Origin of the sequence: Pseudarthrobacter sp. NBSH8 (assembly GCF_014217545.1) — a bacterium.
In the GTDB taxonomy this organism is placed as follows: Bacteria; Actinomycetota; Actinomycetes; order Actinomycetales; family Micrococcaceae; genus Arthrobacter.
Window position 1 is genome coordinate 1,517,430 of the sequence record NZ_CP043178.1, and the last position, 19,093, is coordinate 1,536,522.

General features: G+C 64.7%; 18 protein-coding genes, 1 tRNA gene and 1 pseudogene. 16 read left to right on the plus strand and 4 right to left on the minus strand.

What is annotated here, in order from left to right:
• Nucleotides 1-70 precede the first annotated feature (70 nt).
• The gene (locus tag FYJ92_RS06955; protein WP_185263187.1) at nucleotides 71-1,972 is read left to right on the plus strand and encodes an AMP-binding protein; all 1,902 of its coding nucleotides are present in this window, start codon (nucleotides 71-73) and stop codon (nucleotides 1,970-1,972) included.
• 125 nt (nucleotides 1,973-2,097) lie between these two features.
• Here the strand turns inward: FYJ92_RS06955 and FYJ92_RS06960 are convergent, their stop codons facing one another.
• Both FYJ92_RS06960 and FYJ92_RS06965 read right to left on the minus strand, forming a co-directional pair.
• Nucleotides 2,098-2,811 carry a response regulator gene (locus FYJ92_RS06960; RefSeq protein WP_185263188.1) on the minus strand — a complete coding sequence of 238 codons (714 nt, stop codon included), beginning with the start codon at nucleotides 2,809-2,811 and terminating at the stop codon, nucleotides 2,098-2,100.
• Nucleotides 2,808-4,449 (minus strand): annotated as a pseudogene (locus tag FYJ92_RS06965) (ATP-binding protein). The gene FYJ92_RS06960 and the pseudogene FYJ92_RS06965 overlap by 4 nt, the downstream one beginning before the upstream one ends.
• A 146-nt stretch (nucleotides 4,450-4,595) precedes the next feature.
• On the opposite strand from FYJ92_RS06965, the gene FYJ92_RS06970 reads away from it, so the two are divergent.
• The 10 genes from FYJ92_RS06970 to FYJ92_RS07015 all read left to right on the plus strand — a co-directional run bounded on the left by FYJ92_RS06970 (nucleotide 4,596) and on the right by FYJ92_RS07015 (nucleotide 14,220).
• A complete protein-coding gene (locus FYJ92_RS06970; protein WP_185263189.1) occupies nucleotides 4,596-5,939 on the plus strand; it encodes a cation:dicarboxylate symporter family transporter in 1,344 nt (447 codons plus the stop codon).
• 242 nt (nucleotides 5,940-6,181) lie between these two features.
• Nucleotides 6,182-7,081, plus strand: a complete 900-nt coding sequence (locus tag FYJ92_RS06975; protein ID WP_185263190.1) for a ParA family protein — start codon at nucleotides 6,182-6,184, stop codon at nucleotides 7,079-7,081.
• Nucleotides 7,082-7,088: 7 nt separating this feature from the next.
• A complete protein-coding gene (locus tag FYJ92_RS06980; protein WP_185263191.1) occupies nucleotides 7,089-7,901 on the plus strand; it encodes a ScpA family protein in 813 nt (270 codons plus the stop codon).
• A gap of 77 nt (nucleotides 7,902-7,978) precedes the next feature.
• Nucleotides 7,979-8,548, plus strand: coding sequence for an SMC-Scp complex subunit ScpB (locus tag FYJ92_RS06985; RefSeq protein ID WP_255482388.1), 570 nt, complete (start codon nucleotides 7,979-7,981; stop codon nucleotides 8,546-8,548).
• Nucleotides 8,549-8,658: 110 nt separating this feature from the next.
• Nucleotides 8,659-9,897 carry a pseudouridine synthase gene (locus FYJ92_RS06990; protein ID WP_185263193.1) on the plus strand — a complete coding sequence of 413 codons (1,239 nt, stop codon included), beginning with the start codon at nucleotides 8,659-8,661 and terminating at the stop codon, nucleotides 9,895-9,897.
• Nucleotides 9,898-9,900: 3 nt separating this feature from the next.
• Complete coding sequence (locus FYJ92_RS06995; protein WP_185263194.1) at nucleotides 9,901-11,010, plus strand: prephenate dehydrogenase; 1,110 nt, start codon at nucleotides 9,901-9,903, stop codon at nucleotides 11,008-11,010.
• Nucleotides 11,010-11,723, plus strand: a complete 714-nt coding sequence (gene cmk, locus FYJ92_RS07000) for a (d)CMP kinase (RefSeq protein ID WP_185263195.1) — start codon at nucleotides 11,010-11,012, stop codon at nucleotides 11,721-11,723. Before FYJ92_RS06995 ends, cmk begins: the two co-directional genes overlap by 1 nt.
• 31 nt (nucleotides 11,724-11,754) lie before the next feature.
• A complete protein-coding gene (locus tag FYJ92_RS07005; RefSeq protein ID WP_185263711.1) occupies nucleotides 11,755-12,435 on the plus strand; it encodes a 1-acyl-sn-glycerol-3-phosphate acyltransferase in 681 nt (226 codons plus the stop codon).
• A 10-nt stretch (nucleotides 12,436-12,445) separates the two neighbouring features.
• Nucleotides 12,446-13,996 (plus strand): ribosome biogenesis GTPase Der, encoded by a 1,551-nt coding sequence (gene der, locus FYJ92_RS07010; protein WP_185263196.1) that lies wholly within the window; start codon nucleotides 12,446-12,448, stop codon nucleotides 13,994-13,996.
• 147 nt (nucleotides 13,997-14,143) lie between these two features.
• Nucleotides 14,144-14,220, plus strand: a tRNA-Pro gene (locus FYJ92_RS07015).
• A gap of 78 nt (nucleotides 14,221-14,298) precedes the next feature.
• Here the strand turns inward: FYJ92_RS07015 and FYJ92_RS07020 are convergent.
• Both FYJ92_RS07020 and FYJ92_RS07025 read right to left on the minus strand, forming a co-directional pair.
• On the minus strand, nucleotides 14,299-15,168 hold the full coding sequence (locus FYJ92_RS07020) for an Fpg/Nei family DNA glycosylase (protein ID WP_185263197.1): 870 nt from the start codon (nucleotides 15,166-15,168) through the stop codon (nucleotides 14,299-14,301).
• A gap of 4 nt (nucleotides 15,169-15,172) precedes the next feature.
• Nucleotides 15,173-15,790: a hypothetical protein gene (locus FYJ92_RS07025; protein ID WP_185263198.1), complete on the minus strand. Its 618-nt coding sequence runs from the start codon at nucleotides 15,788-15,790 to the stop codon at nucleotides 15,173-15,175.
• 118 nt (nucleotides 15,791-15,908) lie between these two features.
• Between FYJ92_RS07025 and gcvH the strand changes: the two genes are divergently transcribed.
• The 5 genes from gcvH (at nucleotide 15,909) to FYJ92_RS07050 (ending at nucleotide 18,995) form a co-directional block, all read left to right on the plus strand.
• On the plus strand, nucleotides 15,909-16,295 hold the full coding sequence (gcvH, locus tag FYJ92_RS07030; RefSeq protein WP_185263199.1) for a glycine cleavage system protein GcvH: 387 nt from the start codon (nucleotides 15,909-15,911) through the stop codon (nucleotides 16,293-16,295).
• Nucleotides 16,296-16,440: 145 nt separating this feature from the next.
• Nucleotides 16,441-16,917, plus strand: coding sequence for an FHA domain-containing protein (locus FYJ92_RS07035; RefSeq protein ID WP_185263200.1), 477 nt, complete (start codon nucleotides 16,441-16,443; stop codon nucleotides 16,915-16,917).
• A gap of 23 nt (nucleotides 16,918-16,940) precedes the next feature.
• Nucleotides 16,941-17,657 (plus strand): MerR family transcriptional regulator, encoded by a 717-nt coding sequence (locus FYJ92_RS07040; protein ID WP_185263201.1) that lies wholly within the window; start codon nucleotides 16,941-16,943, stop codon nucleotides 17,655-17,657.
• Complete coding sequence (locus tag FYJ92_RS07045; protein ID WP_185263202.1) at nucleotides 17,657-18,160, plus strand: bifunctional nuclease family protein; 504 nt, start codon at nucleotides 17,657-17,659, stop codon at nucleotides 18,158-18,160. Before FYJ92_RS07040 ends, FYJ92_RS07045 begins: the two co-directional genes overlap by 1 nt.
• Before the next feature lie 238 nt (nucleotides 18,161-18,398).
• A complete protein-coding gene (locus tag FYJ92_RS07050; RefSeq protein ID WP_185263203.1) occupies nucleotides 18,399-18,995 on the plus strand; it encodes a MerR family transcriptional regulator in 597 nt (198 codons plus the stop codon).
• Nucleotides 18,996-19,093 lie beyond the last annotated feature (98 nt).

The following is a 19,093-nucleotide window of genomic DNA, read 5'->3' on the forward strand; positions in this document are numbered from 1 at the left end:
TACATGGGTCTTGTCTGGGGCGGGCTGCCCGCATAGCATGGTGGCAACACAGCGACGTGAACGGGAGCCCATGACGGTCAGCGGAAATTACCGGGAAGCATATTCGCGCAGCATCGAACACAAGGAAGCCTTCTGGCTCGAGGCAGCAGGCGGCGTGACCTGGACCAGGACTCCGGAAGCCGCGCTTGATGGATCGGCCGCCCCGCTGTTCCGCTGGTTTCCCGATGGCATCCTCAACACGAGCTACAACGCCCTGGACCGCCACGTTGAGGCCGGCCGCGGGGACCAGGCTGCCCTCATCTACGACTCCGCGATGCTGGGGATCAAGCGCACGTACAGTTACGCCGAACTGACGGACCTAGTGGCGCGGTTCGCGGGTGTGCTGCGCTCGCAGGGAGTCCTCAAGGGGGACAGGGTGGTCATCTACATGCCCATGATTCCCGAGGCCGCCATTGCAATGCTGGCGACGGCGCGGCTCGGGGCCGTGCATTCGGTGGTCTTCGGCGGGTTCGCGCCCAAGGAACTCGCCGCCCGCATCAAGGACGCCGGTCCGGCCGCGATTGTGACGGCATCGGGAGGAATTGAGCCTTCGCGCAGGGTGGAGTATCTTCCGGCGGTCGCCGAAGCGCTCGAACTCGCCGGTGCCGGGCAGACGCCCGTCATCGTCAAGGACCGGGAAGGCTTTGTGCACCCGGCCTCCGGGTATCCGGACTGGTTGGACTGGGAGGTGTGCATGGCGGATGCCGCCCCGGCGGCAGCAGTGGACGTCGCAGCAGCCGATCCCCTCTACATCCTCTACACCTCGGGCACCACCGGCACACCGAAGGGCGTCGTGCGCGACAACGGTGGTCATGCTGTCGCGCTCAGCTGGACCATGGCAAACATCTACGACGTCGGTCCGGGTGACGTGATGTGGACCGCCTCCGACGTCGGCTGGGTGGTGGGGCATTCCTACATTGTTTATGGCCCGCTTCTGGCCGGTGCCACCACGGTCCTCTACGAGGGCAAGCCCGTGGGGACCCCTGATGCGGGAGCGTTCTGGCGCGTCGTGCAGGACCACAAGGTCAACGTCCTCTTTACCGCGCCCACCGCCCTGCGCGCGATCCGCAAAGCCGACCCCCAGGCGGCAGAGCTGGGCCGGTACGACATCTCCACCCTGCGCACACTGTTTGCCGCCGGCGAGCGGCTGGACACGGACACCTACCGCTGGGCAGGTGAGGTCCTGGGCGTTCCTGTGGTGGACCACTGGTGGCAGACCGAAACCGGCTGGGCCATCTGCGCCAACCCGCGCGGGCTGGAGGACCTTCCCTTCAAGCCCGGGTCACCGACGGTGCCCATGCCCGGCTTCGAGCTGAAGATTGTGGACGGCTCCGGGGCTGCCGTGCAGCCGGGGGAGGAAGGCAACATTGTCCTGCAGCTTCCCTTGCCTCCCGGTACCCTGACCACCCTCTGGCAGAACGACGACCGTTATGTGTCCTCGTACCTTGCGGCCTTTGAAGGCAGCTACGCCACAGGCGACAGCGGCTACCGGGACGCCGACGGCTACGTCTTTGTGATGGGCCGGACCGACGACATCATCAACGTGGCCGGACACCGGCTGTCCACGGGTGCGATTGAGCAGGTCATCGCCAGCCACCCCGCCGTCGCCGAATGTGCCGTGATCGGTGTGGCGGATCCCCTCAAGGGTCAGCGCCCCAGCGGCTTCGTGGTACTCAAGGCAGGTGTGACCGCCAACGCGACCGAGGTGGTCCGCGAGCTGATCGCCCTTGTCAGGAAGGACATCGGGCCGGTGGCTGACTTCAAGCACGCCACGGTGGTCGAAGCACTCCCCAAGACCAGGTCAGGGAAGATCCTGCGCAAGACCATGCGCCAGATCGCCGACGGCGACGAGTACATTGTGCCCTCAACGATTGAGGATCCCGAGGTGATCGGGCAGTTGCTGGGCGTGCTCCGGCCGGACGGCGCCGTCTAGTACCCGCGGTAATAACTGATGGGTCCCAACGCAAACGCCGCGTCAGTGGCCCTGGTGCTGGGGGCTCAGAAGGAAGCCATCTCCTCTGCTTAGCCTCGGGCTCCACGGAAAACACGCCTGTAGTATCAGGGCCGCTTCCAGGCGTACTCGTTTTCCGGCCGGCCGGGCGTTCCGTAGCGGGGCGCCCGGGAGGCGATGCCGGCGTCGGCGAGGTATTCGAGGTAACGGCGGGCCGTCACGCGGGACATTCCAAGCGCCGCCATGACCTCTGTGGCCGAAACGGATCCCGCATGGTGTTTCAGGTAGTCCCGGACTGTGCCCAACGTGGAGACGGAAAGGCCCTTCGGGAGGGGCATTTCCGACGGCGCCCGGAGGCTTGCGAAGGCCTGGTCAACCTCGCTCTGGGATGCGCCGGTCCTCCCGGCTCCGGACCCAGGGGTTGCCAGCTGCTGCCGGAACAACCGGTAGCTCGAGAGTTTGTCTTCGAACGTGGCAAAGGTGAAGGGCTTTATCAGGTACTGCACCACACCGATGGCCACCGCGCTCCGGACAATCGCCACTTCCCGGACCGCGGTGATGGCAATAATGTCCGCCAGGATTCCTGCAGCACGCATCCGCCGGGCGATGTCCAGGCCGTGCAGGTCCGGCAGGTTCATGTCGAGCAGGACCAGTTCCACCGGCTCGCCGGCAGCGGCGAGCTCGCCCAGCAGCCTGAGCGCGGACTGGCCGTCCGGGGCCGTTCCGGCCAGCATAAATCCTGTCATCCTGCCCACGTAGGCTGCGTGCGCGGCCGACGCCACCGGCTCGTCTTCCACCACGAGGACGCGGATATCGGTCACTGGAACTGCTCCTCTTTGTCGGTTCCGGCGGCCATGGCCGGCAGGAAGACCTGGAAGCGCGCGCCGTCCGTGCCTGTGATGCTCATGGTACCGTCCAGGCGCTGCACGGCCTGGCGGACGAGGGCCAGGCCAATGCCGCGTCCGAAGGGGCCGGATGCCTTGGTGCTGAAGCCGTGCCGGAAAATATCCTCCACGGCTGCGGGGTCCACGCCCGATCCGGAATCCTCCACGGTGATGTCCAGCCCCTCGGCGTCGGACTCCACAGTCAGTTCCACAGTTCTGGGGGCCGCGCCGTCCGCGGCGGCGTCGATCGCGTTGTCCAGGAGGTTTCCCAGGATGGTGACGAGGTCCTGGACGGCCAGGCCCGCGACGGACGCGGACCCCTCGGTGGAGAGCGTCAGCTTCACCCCGCGCTCATTCGCTTCCGCAGCTTTGCCCATGATCAGGGCGCTCAGGACGGGCTCGTCCACGGAGCTCACCATCTCGTCAGTCAGCTGCTGGCTCAGTTCGAGATCCTTGGTGGCGAATTCCAGGGCCTCCCGGGTCCGCCCCAGCTCCAGCAGGGAAACCATGGTGTGCAGCCGGTTGGCGTGCTCGTGGGTCTGGGCGCGGAGGGCGTCGGACAGCGTCCGCATCGTTTCCAGCTCGCTGCCCAGTGATTCGATCTCTGTCCGGTCGCGAATGGTGGCCACGGTGCCGAACACCGGCGGCCGGCGGAGGCCGGGGGAGTCGGGCCCGACGGCCGGGCCCTGGTTCACCACCACAATCCGCGGGCCTGTCAGGTGAATTTCATCGTGGGCTGCGCGGCCGGATTCAAACAGTTCTTTCAGGCTGGGGGCCAGCGGAAGGTTCGTCAGGAAGGGCGGCCGCGACGGGTCGTCTGCCGAATCGCGGGGCTGCAGTCCCAGCAGCTCGGCTGCCTGGTCGTTGTACATCACCACCCGGCCTTTGGTGTCGATCAGGATCAGTCCCTCACGCACGGAATGCAGGACCGATTCGTAGTAGGCGAACAGCTGCGCCAGCTGCTCCGGACCCCACCCCCTGGTCACCCGGCTCAGGTAGCGGCCCAGCAGCCAGGAAGCCAGGGATCCGCCCACCAGCAGGGCCAGGCCGGGGGCCAGCAGGGCGGGCAGTCGGCCGGAGAGCGCCACGTCCACGGTCCGGACCGTAACGCCGGCAGCGACCAGTGCCTTGACGTTGCCCGCCGCATCCTTATACCGGAACAACCGTGCGTACCGACGGGCCAAGCGTTCCTGCTGTGACCTCGGTGAACACCTCCCCGCGCAGGGAAGCCTCAATCGAGCCGATGTACGGCCTGCCCAGCTCCTCGTTCCGGGGATGCGTCCAGCGCGTCCTGTCCGGCGCCATGATGGTGAGGAAGTCCACCCCTGACCCGGCCATAACGTCCAGGGCGTAGGGCTGGAGCAACGCTGACGGATCCGTCTGGTCCGAGGCCTGGAGGACCAGCGGATTAGCGGCGACGGCGGCAGCAACACCCGTCATCCGCCGACCTGCTTCCTCATAGCTCCGGTCCCTGGCGTCGACGAATGCAACGGTGCCCGCAATCGCAATGAAGGCCAGCACAATGAGCAGATTCGCCACAAACAGCCGGCGGGCGATACTCCAGCGGTGGATCATCAAGCACCTCCCATGACCAATATGAACGCAACCGTGAGCTAAGTCACGGTATGGCCAATGATGGATATCACACCGGACCGACGCGAAGAGCCCAGAGAATGCGCCGCAGCGTCTACCAGATTATCCATATATCAAGGAGACACATCATGGCTTCTCAACGAGGAGAGTCGCTCGGCACCGTGAAAACGCGGCGCAAGGGCCTGGACAAATCCCATTACCTATACATTGCCGTTATTGCCGCCGTTATCCTGGGCGCCGTCGTCGGCCTGCTGTTCCCCGAGGTTGGCAAATCACTGAAGCCGCTCGGCGACGGCTTTATCAAGCTCATCAAGATGATGATTGCACCGATCATCTTCTGCACCATCGTCCTGGGTATCGGCTCCATCGCCAAAGCCGCGACGGTCGGCAAGGTGGGCGGCCTGGCGCTTGGCTATTTCTTGCTGATGTCCACGTTCGCGCTCGGCATCGGCCTGGTAGTGGGCAACCTGATCCACCCGGGTGAGGGTTTGAAGCTGGCGGCGTACGACCCCAACAAGAAGGCGGAAGTCGACAGCACCGTTGCCTTCCTCCTGGGCATCATTCCGGGCGACATTCCGGTTCTGCCCACGCTCTTCGCCGCCATCCTCGTAGGCTTCGCCCTCCAAAAGATGGGCCCGCAGGGCGCTCCTATCCTCAAGGCCATCGGCCACGGCCAAGTGCTGGTATTCCGCATCCTCATCATGATCATGTGGCTCGCCCCCGTGGGTGCCTTCGGCGCCATCGCCGCCGTGGTCGGTGCGACTGGCTTCCAGGCGATCGTCAGCATGTTCACCCTGATGATGGCCTTCTACATCACCTGCGCCCTGTTCATTGTCGTCATCCTCGGCGGACTCCTGCGGCTGGTTGCCGGTGTCAACATCTTCAAGCTCATGAAGTACCTGGCCCGCGAGTATCTCCTGATCTTCTCGACTTCCTCTTCGGAAGCAGCTCTGCCGCGCCTGATCGCCAAGATGGAACACCTGGGCGTCTCCAAGCCCGTTGTAGGCGTCACCGTCCCCACCGGCTACTCGTTCAACCTGGACGGCACGGCCATCTACCTGACCATGGCCGCCCTGTTCGTAGCCAACGCGATGGGTACCCCACTGGATCTGGGCGCCCAGATTTCCCTGCTGGTCTTTATGATCATCGCCTCCAAGGGCGCCGCCGGCGTCACCGGTGCCGGCCTGGCCACCCTTGCTGCAGGCCTCCAAGCGCACGCGCCGCAGCTGCTGGGCGGCGTCGGCATGATCGTGGGCATCGACAGGTTCATGTCCGAGGCACGTGCGTTGACCAACTTCACCGGCAACGCCGTCGCCACCGTACTGATCGGCACCTGGGTCAAGGAAATCGACAACCAGCAGGTCGGCAAAGTCCTCTCGGGCCAGGCCCCCTTCGACGAGCAGACCATGATCGCAGGACACGGCGAGCCGTTCTCCGATTCCGCCAAGGCGCCGGCGCTGGCCAACGCGTAAGCAGCCATCGGCACCGAATCATGAACACGCAGGAATGCCCGCACAGCCCTGGCTTGCGCGGGCATTTCCTGCGTCCGGAAGCCTAACCTTCGACTTCTAGTAGAAGGTAAAGGCTCAGATTCCCGCTAAAGTCAAGTTCCCTCGAATACCGTGTCGAGGCCTGTAGCCTAGGTTGAAAGCAGGATCAGCGCTGGAGCTCCAGCGGCAGGAAAATCACCGTCATCGAAAGTGTGGATAGATACGTGAGCAGCGAACAGGGTTCGGCAACTCTGGAAGGCACGGAACTCGATCTGGAAGACGCCGTGATGGGCCCCACCGGGCGCCCCCACCGCGAATTTCCGGAACCCGCTCCGCTGTCGTCCCACGGTCCCGCGCGCGTGATCGCAATGGTCAACCAAAAGGGCGGCGTTGGCAAGACCACGTCCACCATCAACCTGGCAGCGGCCCTTGCCGAATACGGCCGCAAGGTACTGCTGGTTGACTTCGATCCGCAGGGTGCGCTTTCCGCGGGCCTCGGCATCAACCCGCACGAACTGGACCTGACGGTGTACAACGTCCTCATGGACCGCAAGGTGGACATCCGCGACGCCATCCACCGGACCGGCGTCGAAAACGTGGACCTGCTGCCGGCCAACATCGACCTCTCCGCCGCAGAAGTGCAGCTGGTCAACGAAGTAGCCCGTGAGCAGGTCCTGGACAGGGCGCTGAAAAAAGTCGAAGACGATTACGACGTTGTTCTGATTGACTGCCAGCCCTCCCTCGGCCTGCTGACGGTCAACGCCCTGACCGCCGCCCACGGCGTGATCATTCCGCTGATCTGCGAGTTTTTCGCCCTCCGGGCAGTAGCCCTGCTGGTAGAAACCATCGACAAGGTCCAGGACCGGCTGAACCCTGGCCTGCAGGTTGATGGTGTCCTTGCCACGATGTATGACGCCCGTACGCTCCACAGTCGCGAAGTCATCACCCGTCTGGTGGAAGCCTTCGGTGACAAAGTCTTCGAGACCGTCATCAAACGCTCCATCAAGTTCGCGGACGCCACCGTCGCGGCCGAGCCGATCACCAGTTACGCCGGCAGCCACATCGGTGCCGATGCCTACCGCCGCCTGGCCAAAGAGCTGATTTCGCGCGGCGGAGCGCCCTAGCCAGGCCGTGGCCGAGTCCAAACCCGGCTTTGAGGTGCGGCTGGCCAACTTCACCGGCCCGTTCGACCTCTTGCTGGGCCTGATCGCCAAGCACCAGCTGGATATCACCGAGGTGGCCATTGGCACCGTCACTGATGAGTTCATCAAGTACATCAGGAAGCTCCAGAAGCTCGGCGAGGAATGGGCACTGGACGAAGCCAGTGAATTCCTGGTCATCGCCGCCACCCTCCTGGACCTCAAGGCGGCGCGGCTCCTGCCCGCCGGCGAAGTGGAGGACGATGAAGACATCGCCCTGCTGGAAGCACGGGACCTCCTTTTTGCGAGGCTTCTCCAATACAAGGCATTCAAACAGGTGGCGGCTCTGATGGCTGGAACCCTTGAACAGGAAGCCGGCCGGTTTCCGCGTCAGGTGGCCTTGGAGGAGCACTTTGCCGCCATGCTCCCGGAACTGGTGTGGAAGCACTCGCCGGAACAGTTCGCCCGCCTGGCCGAGTCCGCTCTGAAGCCCAAGGCGCCGCGGCCCACCGAGGTGGGCGTTGCCCACCTGCATGGGAGTGCCGTCAGCGTGAAGGAACAGGCCGAGATCCTGGGGCTCCGGCTCCAGCTGGGGAAGCCCCTGTCTTTCCGCGCGCTGATCGCCGACGCCGATTCCACATTGGTAGTGGTGGCCAGGTTCCTGGCCCTGCTGGAGATGTTCCGGGACAGGGCAGTGTCCTTTGACCAGGTGACGCCGCTTGGTGATCTCACCGTGCACTGGACAGTGGATGGCCGGGAATGGTCAACAGAAAACCTAAGCGAAGAATACGAGGAACTGCCGTGAGCCGAGAACTTCCGGAGCCGGGCGTCGACGTCCGGGATCTTCCCGGCGGCGCAAAGGCTGCACTCGAGGCGGTCCTGATGGTCCTGGACCAGCCGGCCACCGCCATCGAACTGGCCGCCGGCCTTAACCTGACCGTCGCTGTCGTCGATGAGTTACTGGCGGAACTGCAGCAGGAGTATAGCGGCTATACTGTTAAAGCCCCGGACATGGACGATGCCAGCGATTTTGGTTTCAGTGCCAGCCCCCGGGGTTTCGAATTGCGGAACATCGCCGGTGGCTGGCGGATCTACTCCCGCGCAGACTTCGCCGAGATCGTCGGACGGTTTGTGCTTGAGGGTCAGACGGCCAGGCTCACACAGGCGGCACTGGAAACACTGGCTGTCATCGCGTACCGCCAGCCTGTCTCCAGGGCCAGGGTGTCTGCAATTCGAGGAGTCAATGTCGATTCTGTCGTACGGACATTGACCCAGCGCGGGCTGATCGAAGATTCGGGACATGATCCTGAGTCGGGCGCCATCCTCTACCGGACCACGTCGTATTTCCTGGAACGGATGGGAATCGGCTCCGCAGCGGAACTGCCTCAGCTTTCACCCCATCTTCCGGGGCTTGAGGGCATCTCGGAGTTCTACGACGCCGACAGAATGTAGGCGGGAAATCCCGCGTACGCACACGAATATTCATAAGGGCAGATAATTTCTGCATGGCTGGCTAGGGTTGTTCTTGGACAACCAGCCGGCCAAATAACGAAGGACGGGTCATGACACAGGCGGGACGCCAGGGTTCACCACGTAACAGTTCGGGACGCAACAGTTCAGAACGCAATGCCGGACAGGGCGGCGCCAGCCGTAACCCTGCACAGGGCGGCAGCGGCCGCCCCAGCGCGGCAGGCGGCGGTTTCCGCGGCGGCGCTGGCAAGCGTAACGCCGGATTCGGCGGCGGCGACCGGCCGTTCAAGGCCCCGAGGCCGCGCGAGGAGCCTTTTGTGGATCCCGGCGATGCCCCGGCGTCGCCGCCGGCCAGCCGCGGTGCCTCCGACTGGAAGCCCGCCGCCTCGGCGCGCAAGCCTGCCGCCCGCAAGCCGGGCGCCAACAAAGCTCCCGGCACTCCGGGCGCACTCAAGCCCAAGCCACGCACCGGCCGGCCCGGAGCCGCGGCCTCTCGCGCCTTTGGCAGCGAACGTTTCGGCCAGAACCTTGGCCCCGTGCGCAAGCCTGCCCGCCAGCGCGGACCCCGCGGTTCTGTTCCGCAGTCTGAAATGCACGACGCCGATGGCACCCGCCTCCAGAAGGTCATGGCACAGGCGGGCGTGGCTTCGCGCCGCGTCTGCGAAGAGATGATCTCCGAAGGCCGGGTGGAAGTCGACGGCCAGGTGGTCACTGAGCTTGGTGTCCGTGTGGACCCCAAGACTGCGGTCATCCACGTTGATGGCCTGCGCATCCAGCTGGATGAAAACCTCGTGTACATGGTCTTCAACAAGCCCAAGGGTGTGGTGTCCACCATGGAGGACCCCGATGGCCGCCCCTGCATCAGCGATTTTGTGCGGAAGACCCACCAGGGCGAACGCCTGTTCCATGTGGGCCGGCTGGACGTCGCCACCGAGGGCCTGCTGCTGCTGACGAACGACGGCGAACTGGCCAACCGGCTGACCCACCCGTCCTATGAGGTCCCCAAGACCTACCTGGTCCAGGTCCGCGGCCCGTTCCCGCAGGGAGTCGGCGCCCAGCTCAGGGAAGGTGTGGAGCTTGAGGATGGCTTTGCCTCCGTTGATTCCTTCAAGCTGGTGGACTCCACCCCGGGCCACGTGCTGATCGAAGTAATCCTGCACTCGGGCAAGAACCGGATTGTCCGGCGTTTGTTCGACGCCGTCGGGTTCCCGGTCCTGCGCCTCGTGCGCGTCAAGGTGGGTCCCATCGGTCTGGGCGACCAGCGCCAGGGCAGCATCCGCAACCTTGGCAAGCAGGAAGTCGGCCACCTGCTGGCATCCGTAGGACTCTGACGCATGTCCGCATTTCGCTCCCACGGGCGGGGACACCTCAACGGACCGGTCGTGGTGATTGGCACCGGCCTGCTCGGTGCCAGCATCGGGCTGGGCCTGCGTGGCCGCGGCGTGCCCGTATTCCTGTCTGACCCGTCGCCTACCAACCAGGCGGTTGCCGTGGACATCGGTGCCGGCCAGCCCCTGGACCAGCTCCGGGACGGGACGCCGGAGCTTGTGGTGGTGGCAGCACCGCCGGACGTGACCGCCGACGTCGTGGCCCGTGCGCTTGCCGACTACCCGGACTCCGTGGTGGTTGACATCGCCAGCGTCAAGGCTGCCATCCTGGCGGAGTTGCGCGGCCGCGGCGCGGACCTCACCCGCTATGTGGGCACCCATCCGATGGCCGGGCGTGAAAAGTCCGGGCCCGTAGCGGCCCGCGGTGAGCTCTTCACGTCCATGCCGTGGGTGGTTTGTCCGGGCCCGGAATCATCCGCGGCGGCCGTGCAGACCGCGCGCTCCCTGGCGACCGACCTGGGAGCTGTGGTTTCCCAATTCACTGCCGACGAACACGACGAAGCCGTTGCCCTGGTGTCGCACCTGCCCCAGATCATGTCCTCCCTGCTGGCCAGCAGGCTGCAGGGGACGCCGCTTAACGCGCTGTCCCTCGCCGGCAACGGGCTGCGGGACGTCACGAGGATTGCCGCCAGCGATCCCACGCTGTGGGTCCAGATCCTGGGCGGCAACGCGGCGAAGGTTGTAGAGATCCTTTACGGCGTCCGCGAGGACCTGAACCGGCTCATCGGCACGCTGGAGGAACCGTTGGCGCCAGGTGCCAGGCTTGACCTTGCCCAGCTCATCAGCGAAGGCAACGCCGGGCAGGCCCGTATTCCGGGCAAGCACGGTGGCCCGCCGCAGGCCTACTCATGGCTGACGGTCCTCGTGGATGACCGGCCGGGACAGATCGCGCTGCTGCTCACCGAAATCGGTGAGATCGGCGTCAACGTGGAGGACCTTCGGCTGGACCATTCTTCGGGTCAGAACGTGGGCATGGTGGAACTGTCCGTGCTGCCGAACAAGCATGACCATCTGATCGAAGCACTCAACGACCGCGGATGGCGGGTATTGCAGTAATGACACAAGAACTTCTTGACACCTTTCCGGCCTTACGCGTCGGCAGGCCCCTGGTGGTTGCCATCGACGGACCATCAGGCTCCGGCAAGTCCAGTGTGAGCAAGGAAGTGGCCCGACGGCTGCATCTTGCCTACCTGGACACCGGCGCCATGTACCGGGCCCTGACCTGGTTCTGCGTCACCACCGGAATCGACCTCAGCGATGCCGCCGCCGTGGAGCAGGCTTCCCGGGACCTGGTCCTGGAACTGAGCACCACGCCGCGGGAGGACTACGTGCGCGTGGACGGGACCTACGTCACGGACGCCATCCGCGAACCGGCAATTTCTTCAGCGGTCAGTACGGTGGCCACCACCCTTGGTGCCCGGACCGAACTGATCCGCCGGCAGCGTGAGCTAATTGAAAAGCACCACCGCCGCATCGTGGTGGAGGGCCGGGACATCACCACGGTCGTCGCGCCGGGCGCTGAAGTCCGCATGCTGCTGACGGCCAGTGAGGAAGCCCGGCTTCGCCGCCGCGGCATCCAGCTGGGCGGCACGCAGAATGCGGAGCAGCTCGCCGCCCAGGTCACCCAGCGCGACGCCAAGGATTCCACGGTGGTGAACTTCACCCAGGCTGCGGACGGTGTTGTCACCCTGGATTCGTCCGATCTGGACTTCGCCGAGACCGTGGATGCGGCACTCGTGATCGTCACGAAGGTGCTTAACCGTGACTGACGGCGGCGTGCGCCTTCCCTTGGGTTTGACCATGACCTGGAGCCGGCCCGTCGGCTGGCTCCTTGACCATGTGGTGTACCGGACGTCCGTCACTGGCCGGGACAACGTGCCTACAGGCGGGCCGGTGATTTTTGCCGGCAACCACATCAGTTTCCTGGACGGGCCGGTGATGTTCGGTGCGTCGCCGCGTGCCATGCACATTCTGGTTAAGAAGGAGATGTTCAAGGGAGTGCTGGGACGGGTCCTTCGGGCCTCAGGCCAGCTGCCGGTGGACCGCTCCGGGGACCGGGCAGCGCTGCTGCTGAGCAAAAACATGCTCGACGCCGGCCGTTGCATCGGGATTCTTCCGGAAGGTACTCGGGGGAGCGGCCAGGCAACGGACATCAACAACGGGGTGGCCTGGCTGGCGCTGAACTCCGGCGCCCCAGTGGTTCCCGTGGCGATCCTCGGCACCCGGACCGGCAACGAACACCTCGACACAGTACCCAGGCCGGGGCGGCGGTTCCACGTCAGCTTCGGCGACGCGCTGACCCTCAGCCGAAACCCCGGCGAAACGGGCCGTGCTTCAATGGACAGGGCGGGAATGGAAATCCGCGCTGCGCTTTCGGGGCACGTCCAGGAGACCATCCAACACAGTGGGCAGCCTTTGCCCCACGCGGATTTCCGCACGAACTTCACAGCAGTAGCCGGGACGCCGGCAGATGACCACTAAGGAAAGTGCAATGAGCGATACGACTCAAACCTCCGGCCACTCCGGCGCCGGCGAAGACGAATACACGCCCACCGGCACGGACCAGGTGGCCGAGCGGCTGGCCGCCATGGACGACGACGAAGCGGAGCTGCGTGCCGCGTCGCTCCGCGCCGGCCTGGCCGACTACGAACTCGACGACGAAGACGCCGCCCTTCTGAGCGGGGAATTCGACGACGAGGACTTTGACGGACCGGTCAAGCTCGATCCCGTGCTGGCCATCATCGGCCGTCCCAACGTGGGCAAATCCACTCTCGTGAACCGTATCCTGGGCCGCCGCGAAGCCGTGGTCGAGGATACTCCCGGCGTGACGCGGGACCGGGTGATGTACTCGGCACACTGGAACGGGCGCAACTTCACGGTCGTGGACACCGGCGGCTGGGAGCACGATGCCCGCGGCATCCACGCCCGGGTGGCCGAACAGGCGGAAATGGCCGTGGAACTGGCCGACGCCGTGCTCTTCGTCGTCGACTCCGCGGTGGGCGCCACCGCAACGGACGAGGGCGTTATGAAAATGCTCCGCCGCAGCAAGAAGCCGGTCATCATGGTGGCCAACAAGGTGGACGACTTCGCCCAGGAAGCGGACTCCGCCACCCTGTGGGGCCTCGGCTTCGGCGAGCCTTACCCCGTTTCCGCCCTGCACGGGCGCGGCGTCGCCGACCTTCTGGACCACGTGATGGACACCCTGCCGGAGTTCTCCACGATTGAGGGCCTGGAACGCTCGGGCGGCCCGCGCCGCATCGCACTGATCGGCCGCCCGAACGTGGGCAAGTCATCGCTGCTGAACAAGCTGGCAGGGTCCGAGCGTGTAGTAGTGGACAACACCGCCGGTACCACCCGTGATCCGGTGGATGAGTTCATTGAACTCGGCGACCGCACCTGGCGCTTTGTGGACACGGCGGGCATCCGGCGCCGCCAGCACATGGCGCAGGGCGCCGACTACTACGCCTCCCTCCGGACGCAGGCCGCGCTCGAGAAGGCGGAGGTCGCCGTCGTTCTTCTCGCTGTTGACGAGGTGCTCAGCGAGCAGGACGTCCGCATCCTGCAGCTGGCCATCGAGTCGGGCCGTGCCCTGGTGCTGGCCTTCAACAAGTGGGACCTGCTCGACGACGAACGCCGCACCTATCTGGAGCGTGAAATCGAGCAGGACCTGGCCCACGTGGCCTGGGCGCCGCGGGTCAATATATCCGCGCTGACCGGCTGGCACAAGGACCGCCTGGTTCCCGCCCTTGACCTGGCGCTGGAGAACTGGGACCGGCGCATCCCCACCGGCAAGCTCAATGCCTTCCTCGGCGAGCTTGTGGCAGCGCACCCGCACCCGGTCCGCGGCGGAAAGCAGCCGCGCATCCTGTACGGCACGCAGGCGTCCAGCCGGCCGCCGAAGTTTGTGCTGTTCACCACCGGGTTCCTGGACCCGGGCTACCGCCGTTTCATCACCCGCAGGCTCCGCGAAACGTTCGGTTTCGAGGGCACGCCCATCGAGGTCAACATGCGCGTCCGCGAAAAGCGTGGCAAGAAGCGTTAATTAGGTCACGCCGGGGGCGTGCAGGCGGCAAAGTGTCACTTGCACCCTCCGGAATCGTGTAAGCTTTTCAAGGTGGTTCGGCCGGACTGCTGAGTTGAAATCCTGGCTAACATCAGGAGTAAACGCAGCGGAGAACGGCGGAACTAACGGGCTGTAGCGCAGCTTGGTAGCGCACTTGACTGGGGGTCAAGGGGTCGCAGGTTCAAATCCTGTCAGCCCGACCAAAACAGAAGCGTCCCGGAGAATTTTCTCCGGGACGCTTCTGTTTTGTGCCGTCCTTTTTGCATGTTTCGTCACCCGGCCTATTTCAGGAACTTCGATGTCCTGCGGTCCGCCAGGATCTTTCCCTTGGTCTGGCACGTGGGACAGTACTGCAGGGACGTATCGGCGAAAGACACCTCCCGGACGGTGTCACCGCACACCGGGCAAGCCTCGCCGGTCCGGGCATGGACCCGCATGTGGCCGCGTTTGACGTCCTTGAGCTCGCTGGGTGGTTTCCCCTCGGCTTCAGCCAGGGCGGTTCCGAGCACGCTGTGGATGGCGTTGTACAGCGACTGCACTGTGTCGCGGTCCAAGGACTTGGCGGTAGCAAAAGGGGAGATTCTTGCAGCATGCAGGATCTCGTCGCTGTAGGCGTTTCCGATCCCCGCGATCACGCTCTGGCTCCGCAGGACGCCCTTGATCTGCTGGGACGTGGAGCCAAGAATTTCCACCAGCATGTCGGCGTCGAACGCTGCGCTGAACGGGTCCGGCCCAAGGGCCGCGATGCCCTGCACATCCTGGGGATCGCTCACCACGTACACGGCCAGGCTCTTTTTGGTCCCCGCCTCGGTGAGATCCATGCCATGGTCACCGTCCGGCCCGCTGAACGCCAGCCGGGCAGCGATGTAGCCCTTTCCCATCCGGAGCTGGGTGCCGGTGGGGGAGTCCGTGAAACGTACCCATCCTGCCCGGGCGAGGTGGAAGACAAACGAAGGTCCGTCGGTGTCAAGGCTGACAAACTTTCCGAACCGGCGGACGCCGCTGATGGTGCACTCCTCCAACGCGGTGAAGGGCGGATCCGCTGTCTTCAGCACCGCAAAGGAAACGATCTGGATCTTCCGCACCACCGCTCCGCGCAAGTGCTCGTCCAGGAAACCGGCCAGGCCTGCAACCTCGGGTAGCTCCGGCACGGCTTTACCTGCGGTCAGCCTGGCTGTCGGTGGCGGCAGGTGCCTCAGGAACAGGTGAGCTGGCCGCGGTGTCATTGGCCGCCTTCGCCGCCATGATGCGCTCGGCATCTGCCTTCCTGCGCGCCCTCATCTTCTTGCCGCGCTGCCGCCAGACCCTCCACAGGACCAGGCCAACAACAAAGCTGACAGCGGCGGCGATGGCCGAGATTTGCGTCCACATAGGGAACCAGGTGGCCTCGGTGCCAAGGATCCGCTGTCCGTTGTGGGCGGCCTGCGAGCTGCCGAACATGATTCCGGCGGTCAGCAAATTAGGGGACGCGAGGGCCACGGCGGCGGCGAGGATGGCCAGCTTCCAGGGCCAGTTCAAGGATTTGCGCGTTGCCTGCCAGGCCACCAGGAGGGGGACGAACGTGAAAACGAACCCGTAGAACATCCCCACCAGGATGCCTGCCCCGAGGTTGCCCTGGACCTGGTTGCGGATGACATTCGCCCACCAGACCGGGAGGATCGCCGCAAAGGCAAAGTAGGCGGCAGTGAGGACCACCAGCGCCACCACAACGAGGATGATCCGCGCAGCCCAGTTCGCCTGTTTCGCGGGCGATTCCTGTGAGTGTGTTCTCATGCGTCTCATCATGTCAGAATCCTCCTCGAACGCCCGTGGAGTTGTGCCTATACTTTCAGCGGCGGCTTGTTTTCCAGGCCCCGTTGACATTGGTGATTGACCCGATGAAAGGCCCCTGATGAGCAACATTCCCGAAGACCTGTCCTACACTGCCGAGCACGAGTGGGTATCCGCACCGAGCGCCGACGGCGTGGTCCGGGTGGGCATCACCGACTTCGCGCAGGACGCACTCGGAGATGTTGTCTACGCCCAGCTGCCGGAAGCGGGTACTAAAGTCACCGCTAACGAAGTCGTTGGCGAAGTCGAATCCACCAAGAGCGTCAGCGATATCTATGCTCCGGTGAGCGGCGAAGTGGTCGCACGCAACGAATCCCTCGATACCGATTCGGCCTTGATCAACTCCGATCCGTACGGCGACGGCTGGCTGATCGAGATCCGGCTTGCCGAAGCAGACGCTGTGGAATCCTTGCTCAGTGCATCCGAGTACGAACAGCAGGTAGGCTGAAGCTACCGGGTTCATCCGGTCCGGCCAGCGGGCGTCTTCGCACGTCAGCGGCCGGATCGGTGCCCGGCAACGGATCCGCGAGGCGGGTCCGTCAGGGCAAATGTTGATTGCAGGCCTGAGAGCTGCAGCGAAAGAGGAGGAATCCATGGTTGGCCACGAACAGGTCCCTGCCGAAGGCGAGCACGGCACAGGTGCAGCCAGGGCTTCGGAGACCACCTCGATCCATCTCACCCCCGTCACGGACGAGCCCACGATCGCCCCCAAGCTGTCCATGGACGAGCGTTCATCCGTGGAGGCACTGCCGGCCGGTTCCGCGCTCCTGGTTGCCCACAGCGGCCCGAACGCGGGTGCCCGCTTCCTGCTTGACACGGACACCACCACGGCCGGCCGTCATCCCGACGCGGACATCTTCCTGGATGACGTCACCGTATCGCGGCGCCACGTCGAGTTCCGCCGCACAGCGCGGAGCTTTGAAGTGGTGGATACCGGCAGCCTCAACGGCACGTACGTTAACCACGACCGCGTGGACAGTGTTGAGCTGAAGTCCGGAAACGAAGTCCAGATCGGCAAGTTCCGTCTTACCTTCTACCTGAGCCCTGCCCGCGCAGCAGGCCGCGCCTGATCCCGGGACACTTGCCTGTGGCAATGGCACAACCGGAACGCCGGGGGCCCCAAGTTCTGAACATCGGGGAAGTCCTCGCGCAGCTCAGCGGCGACTTTCCGGGTATGACCGCGTCGAAAATCAGATTCCTGGAGGAAAAAGGCCTGATTAATCCGCGCCGCACTCCGGCCGGATACCGGCAGTACTCGGACGGTGACGTCGAGCGTCTCCGTTTTGTGTTGGCGCTGCAGCGGGACCAGTACCTGCCACTGAAAGTCATCAAGGACTACCTTGATGCGATTGACAGGGGAGAACGGCCGGAGAACCTGCCGCCCGGCGTCGTGGTTTCCCCTCGGATCGTTTCGGATGAACTGGCCGTGGAGCTTCAGAACCGCGGCCGGAAATTCAGCGAGGAACAGCTGCGGACTGAATCCGGTGCCAGCATTCCGTTGCTTCAATCCCTGCTGAGCTTCGGACTGGTCAGCCACAGCAACGGCAAGTTCGACGAGCACGCCCTCCAGGTTGCCCGTGCCTGCGTGCAACTGGAGAGCCACGGCCTTGAACCGCGCCACCTGCGTCCGTTCCAGGCCGCTGCTGAACGTGAATTCGGGCTCGTGGAGCGGGCAGTTGCGCCGCTCGCGTCCCGGCGCGATTCCGCGTCACAGGCGCGGGCTGCGGAAGCCGCCCGCGAAATCAGCGACCTCTGCCTGGTCCTGCACCGGGCTCTGGTCCAGGACCGCATCTCACGTATGGACATCTGATGATCGAAGTGGAGATCGTCGGCGTTCGCATCGAACTGCCGTCCAACCAGCCGCTCGTCCTGCTGCGCGAGATCCACGGCGAACGCCACGTGCCCATCTGGATCGGGACTCCTGAGGCAAGTGCCATCGCCCTGGCCCAGCAAGGGGTAGTGCCTCCGCGCCCGATGACCCACGACCTCCTGGTGGACGTGGTGGAATCCCTGGGCCACTCGGTTGTCAGCGTCAACATTGTGGCCGTTGAGGACAACATTTTTTATGGCCAGCTCCAGTTCGACAACGGCACCACCGTGAGCTCACGCGCATCGGACGCCCTCGCGGTCGCGTTGCGGGCCAAGTGCCGGATCTGGTGTGCCGACTCCGTGATGGATGAAGCCGGCGTCCGCATCACCGAGCATGACGAGGGTGAAGACACTGACCCGGGCCCCACTGTGGACGAGGAGCGCGAACTGCGGCGGTTCCGTGAGTTCCTGGACGATGTTGAGCCGGAAGACTTCGACGGCTGAGGTCACGTTAAGGTTAAAGTTGAGCCTGAAAGTTCCGACACGCCTGCACCAAGAGACCTACATCTTTGACCTAGGGGCGCGGCGGGCCTAACGTCGAAGGTATCAAGCTCCCATTGCTAACAGCAGCCGCGCAAGTCACACTGTAAAAGTAGGACCCCCGCGAAATTACATGCATGGACTTCATGCGTGCACCGGCTGATGCAGTGGTCCCCCGGGAGCTTATCGAAGGAGGATCCAGGTGAGTCCCAAAGGCGAAGCAGGCGGGCTGAAACAGCCCACAACGGCTGGTGTGGCTGTGCCCGCGAGCGGTGCCCAGGGCCTCCTGTTTACCGAAGACCTTCCCGTCCTTGATGAGGACGCCGGATACCGCGGCCCCACCGCCTGCAAGGCGGCCGGGATAACGTACCGCCAGCTGGACTACTGGGCACGGACCGGGCTCGTTGAGCCCGCAGTCCGCGGCGCCGCCGGCTCGGGCTCACAGCGGCTCTACGGTTTCCGGGACATTCTCGTCCTCAAGGTAGTCAAACGGCTCCTGGACACTGGCGTGTCCCTTCAGCAGATCCGCACCGCGGTGGAACACCTGCGCGAACGCGGAGTGGAGGACCTGGCGCAGATCACCCTTATGAGCGATGGTGCGAGCGTCTACGAATGCACGTCCGCTGACGAGGTCATCGATCTTGTCCAGGGCGGCCAAGGTGTTTTCGGCATCGCCGTAGGCAGGGTCTGGCGCGAAGTCGAAGGCAGCCTGGCTTCCCTGCCGAGCGAACACGCCATCGAACAGTCCTTTCCCGACGACGAACTGAGCAAGCGGCGCGCCGCCCGCACGATCGGCTGACACCACAGCCTGACACATAGCAACGAGAAGAGGCCGCCCCGACGGGTGGCCTCTTCTCGTTGTCCGCGGAACCTGTGGCTGCAGCGGGACGCTGCAGC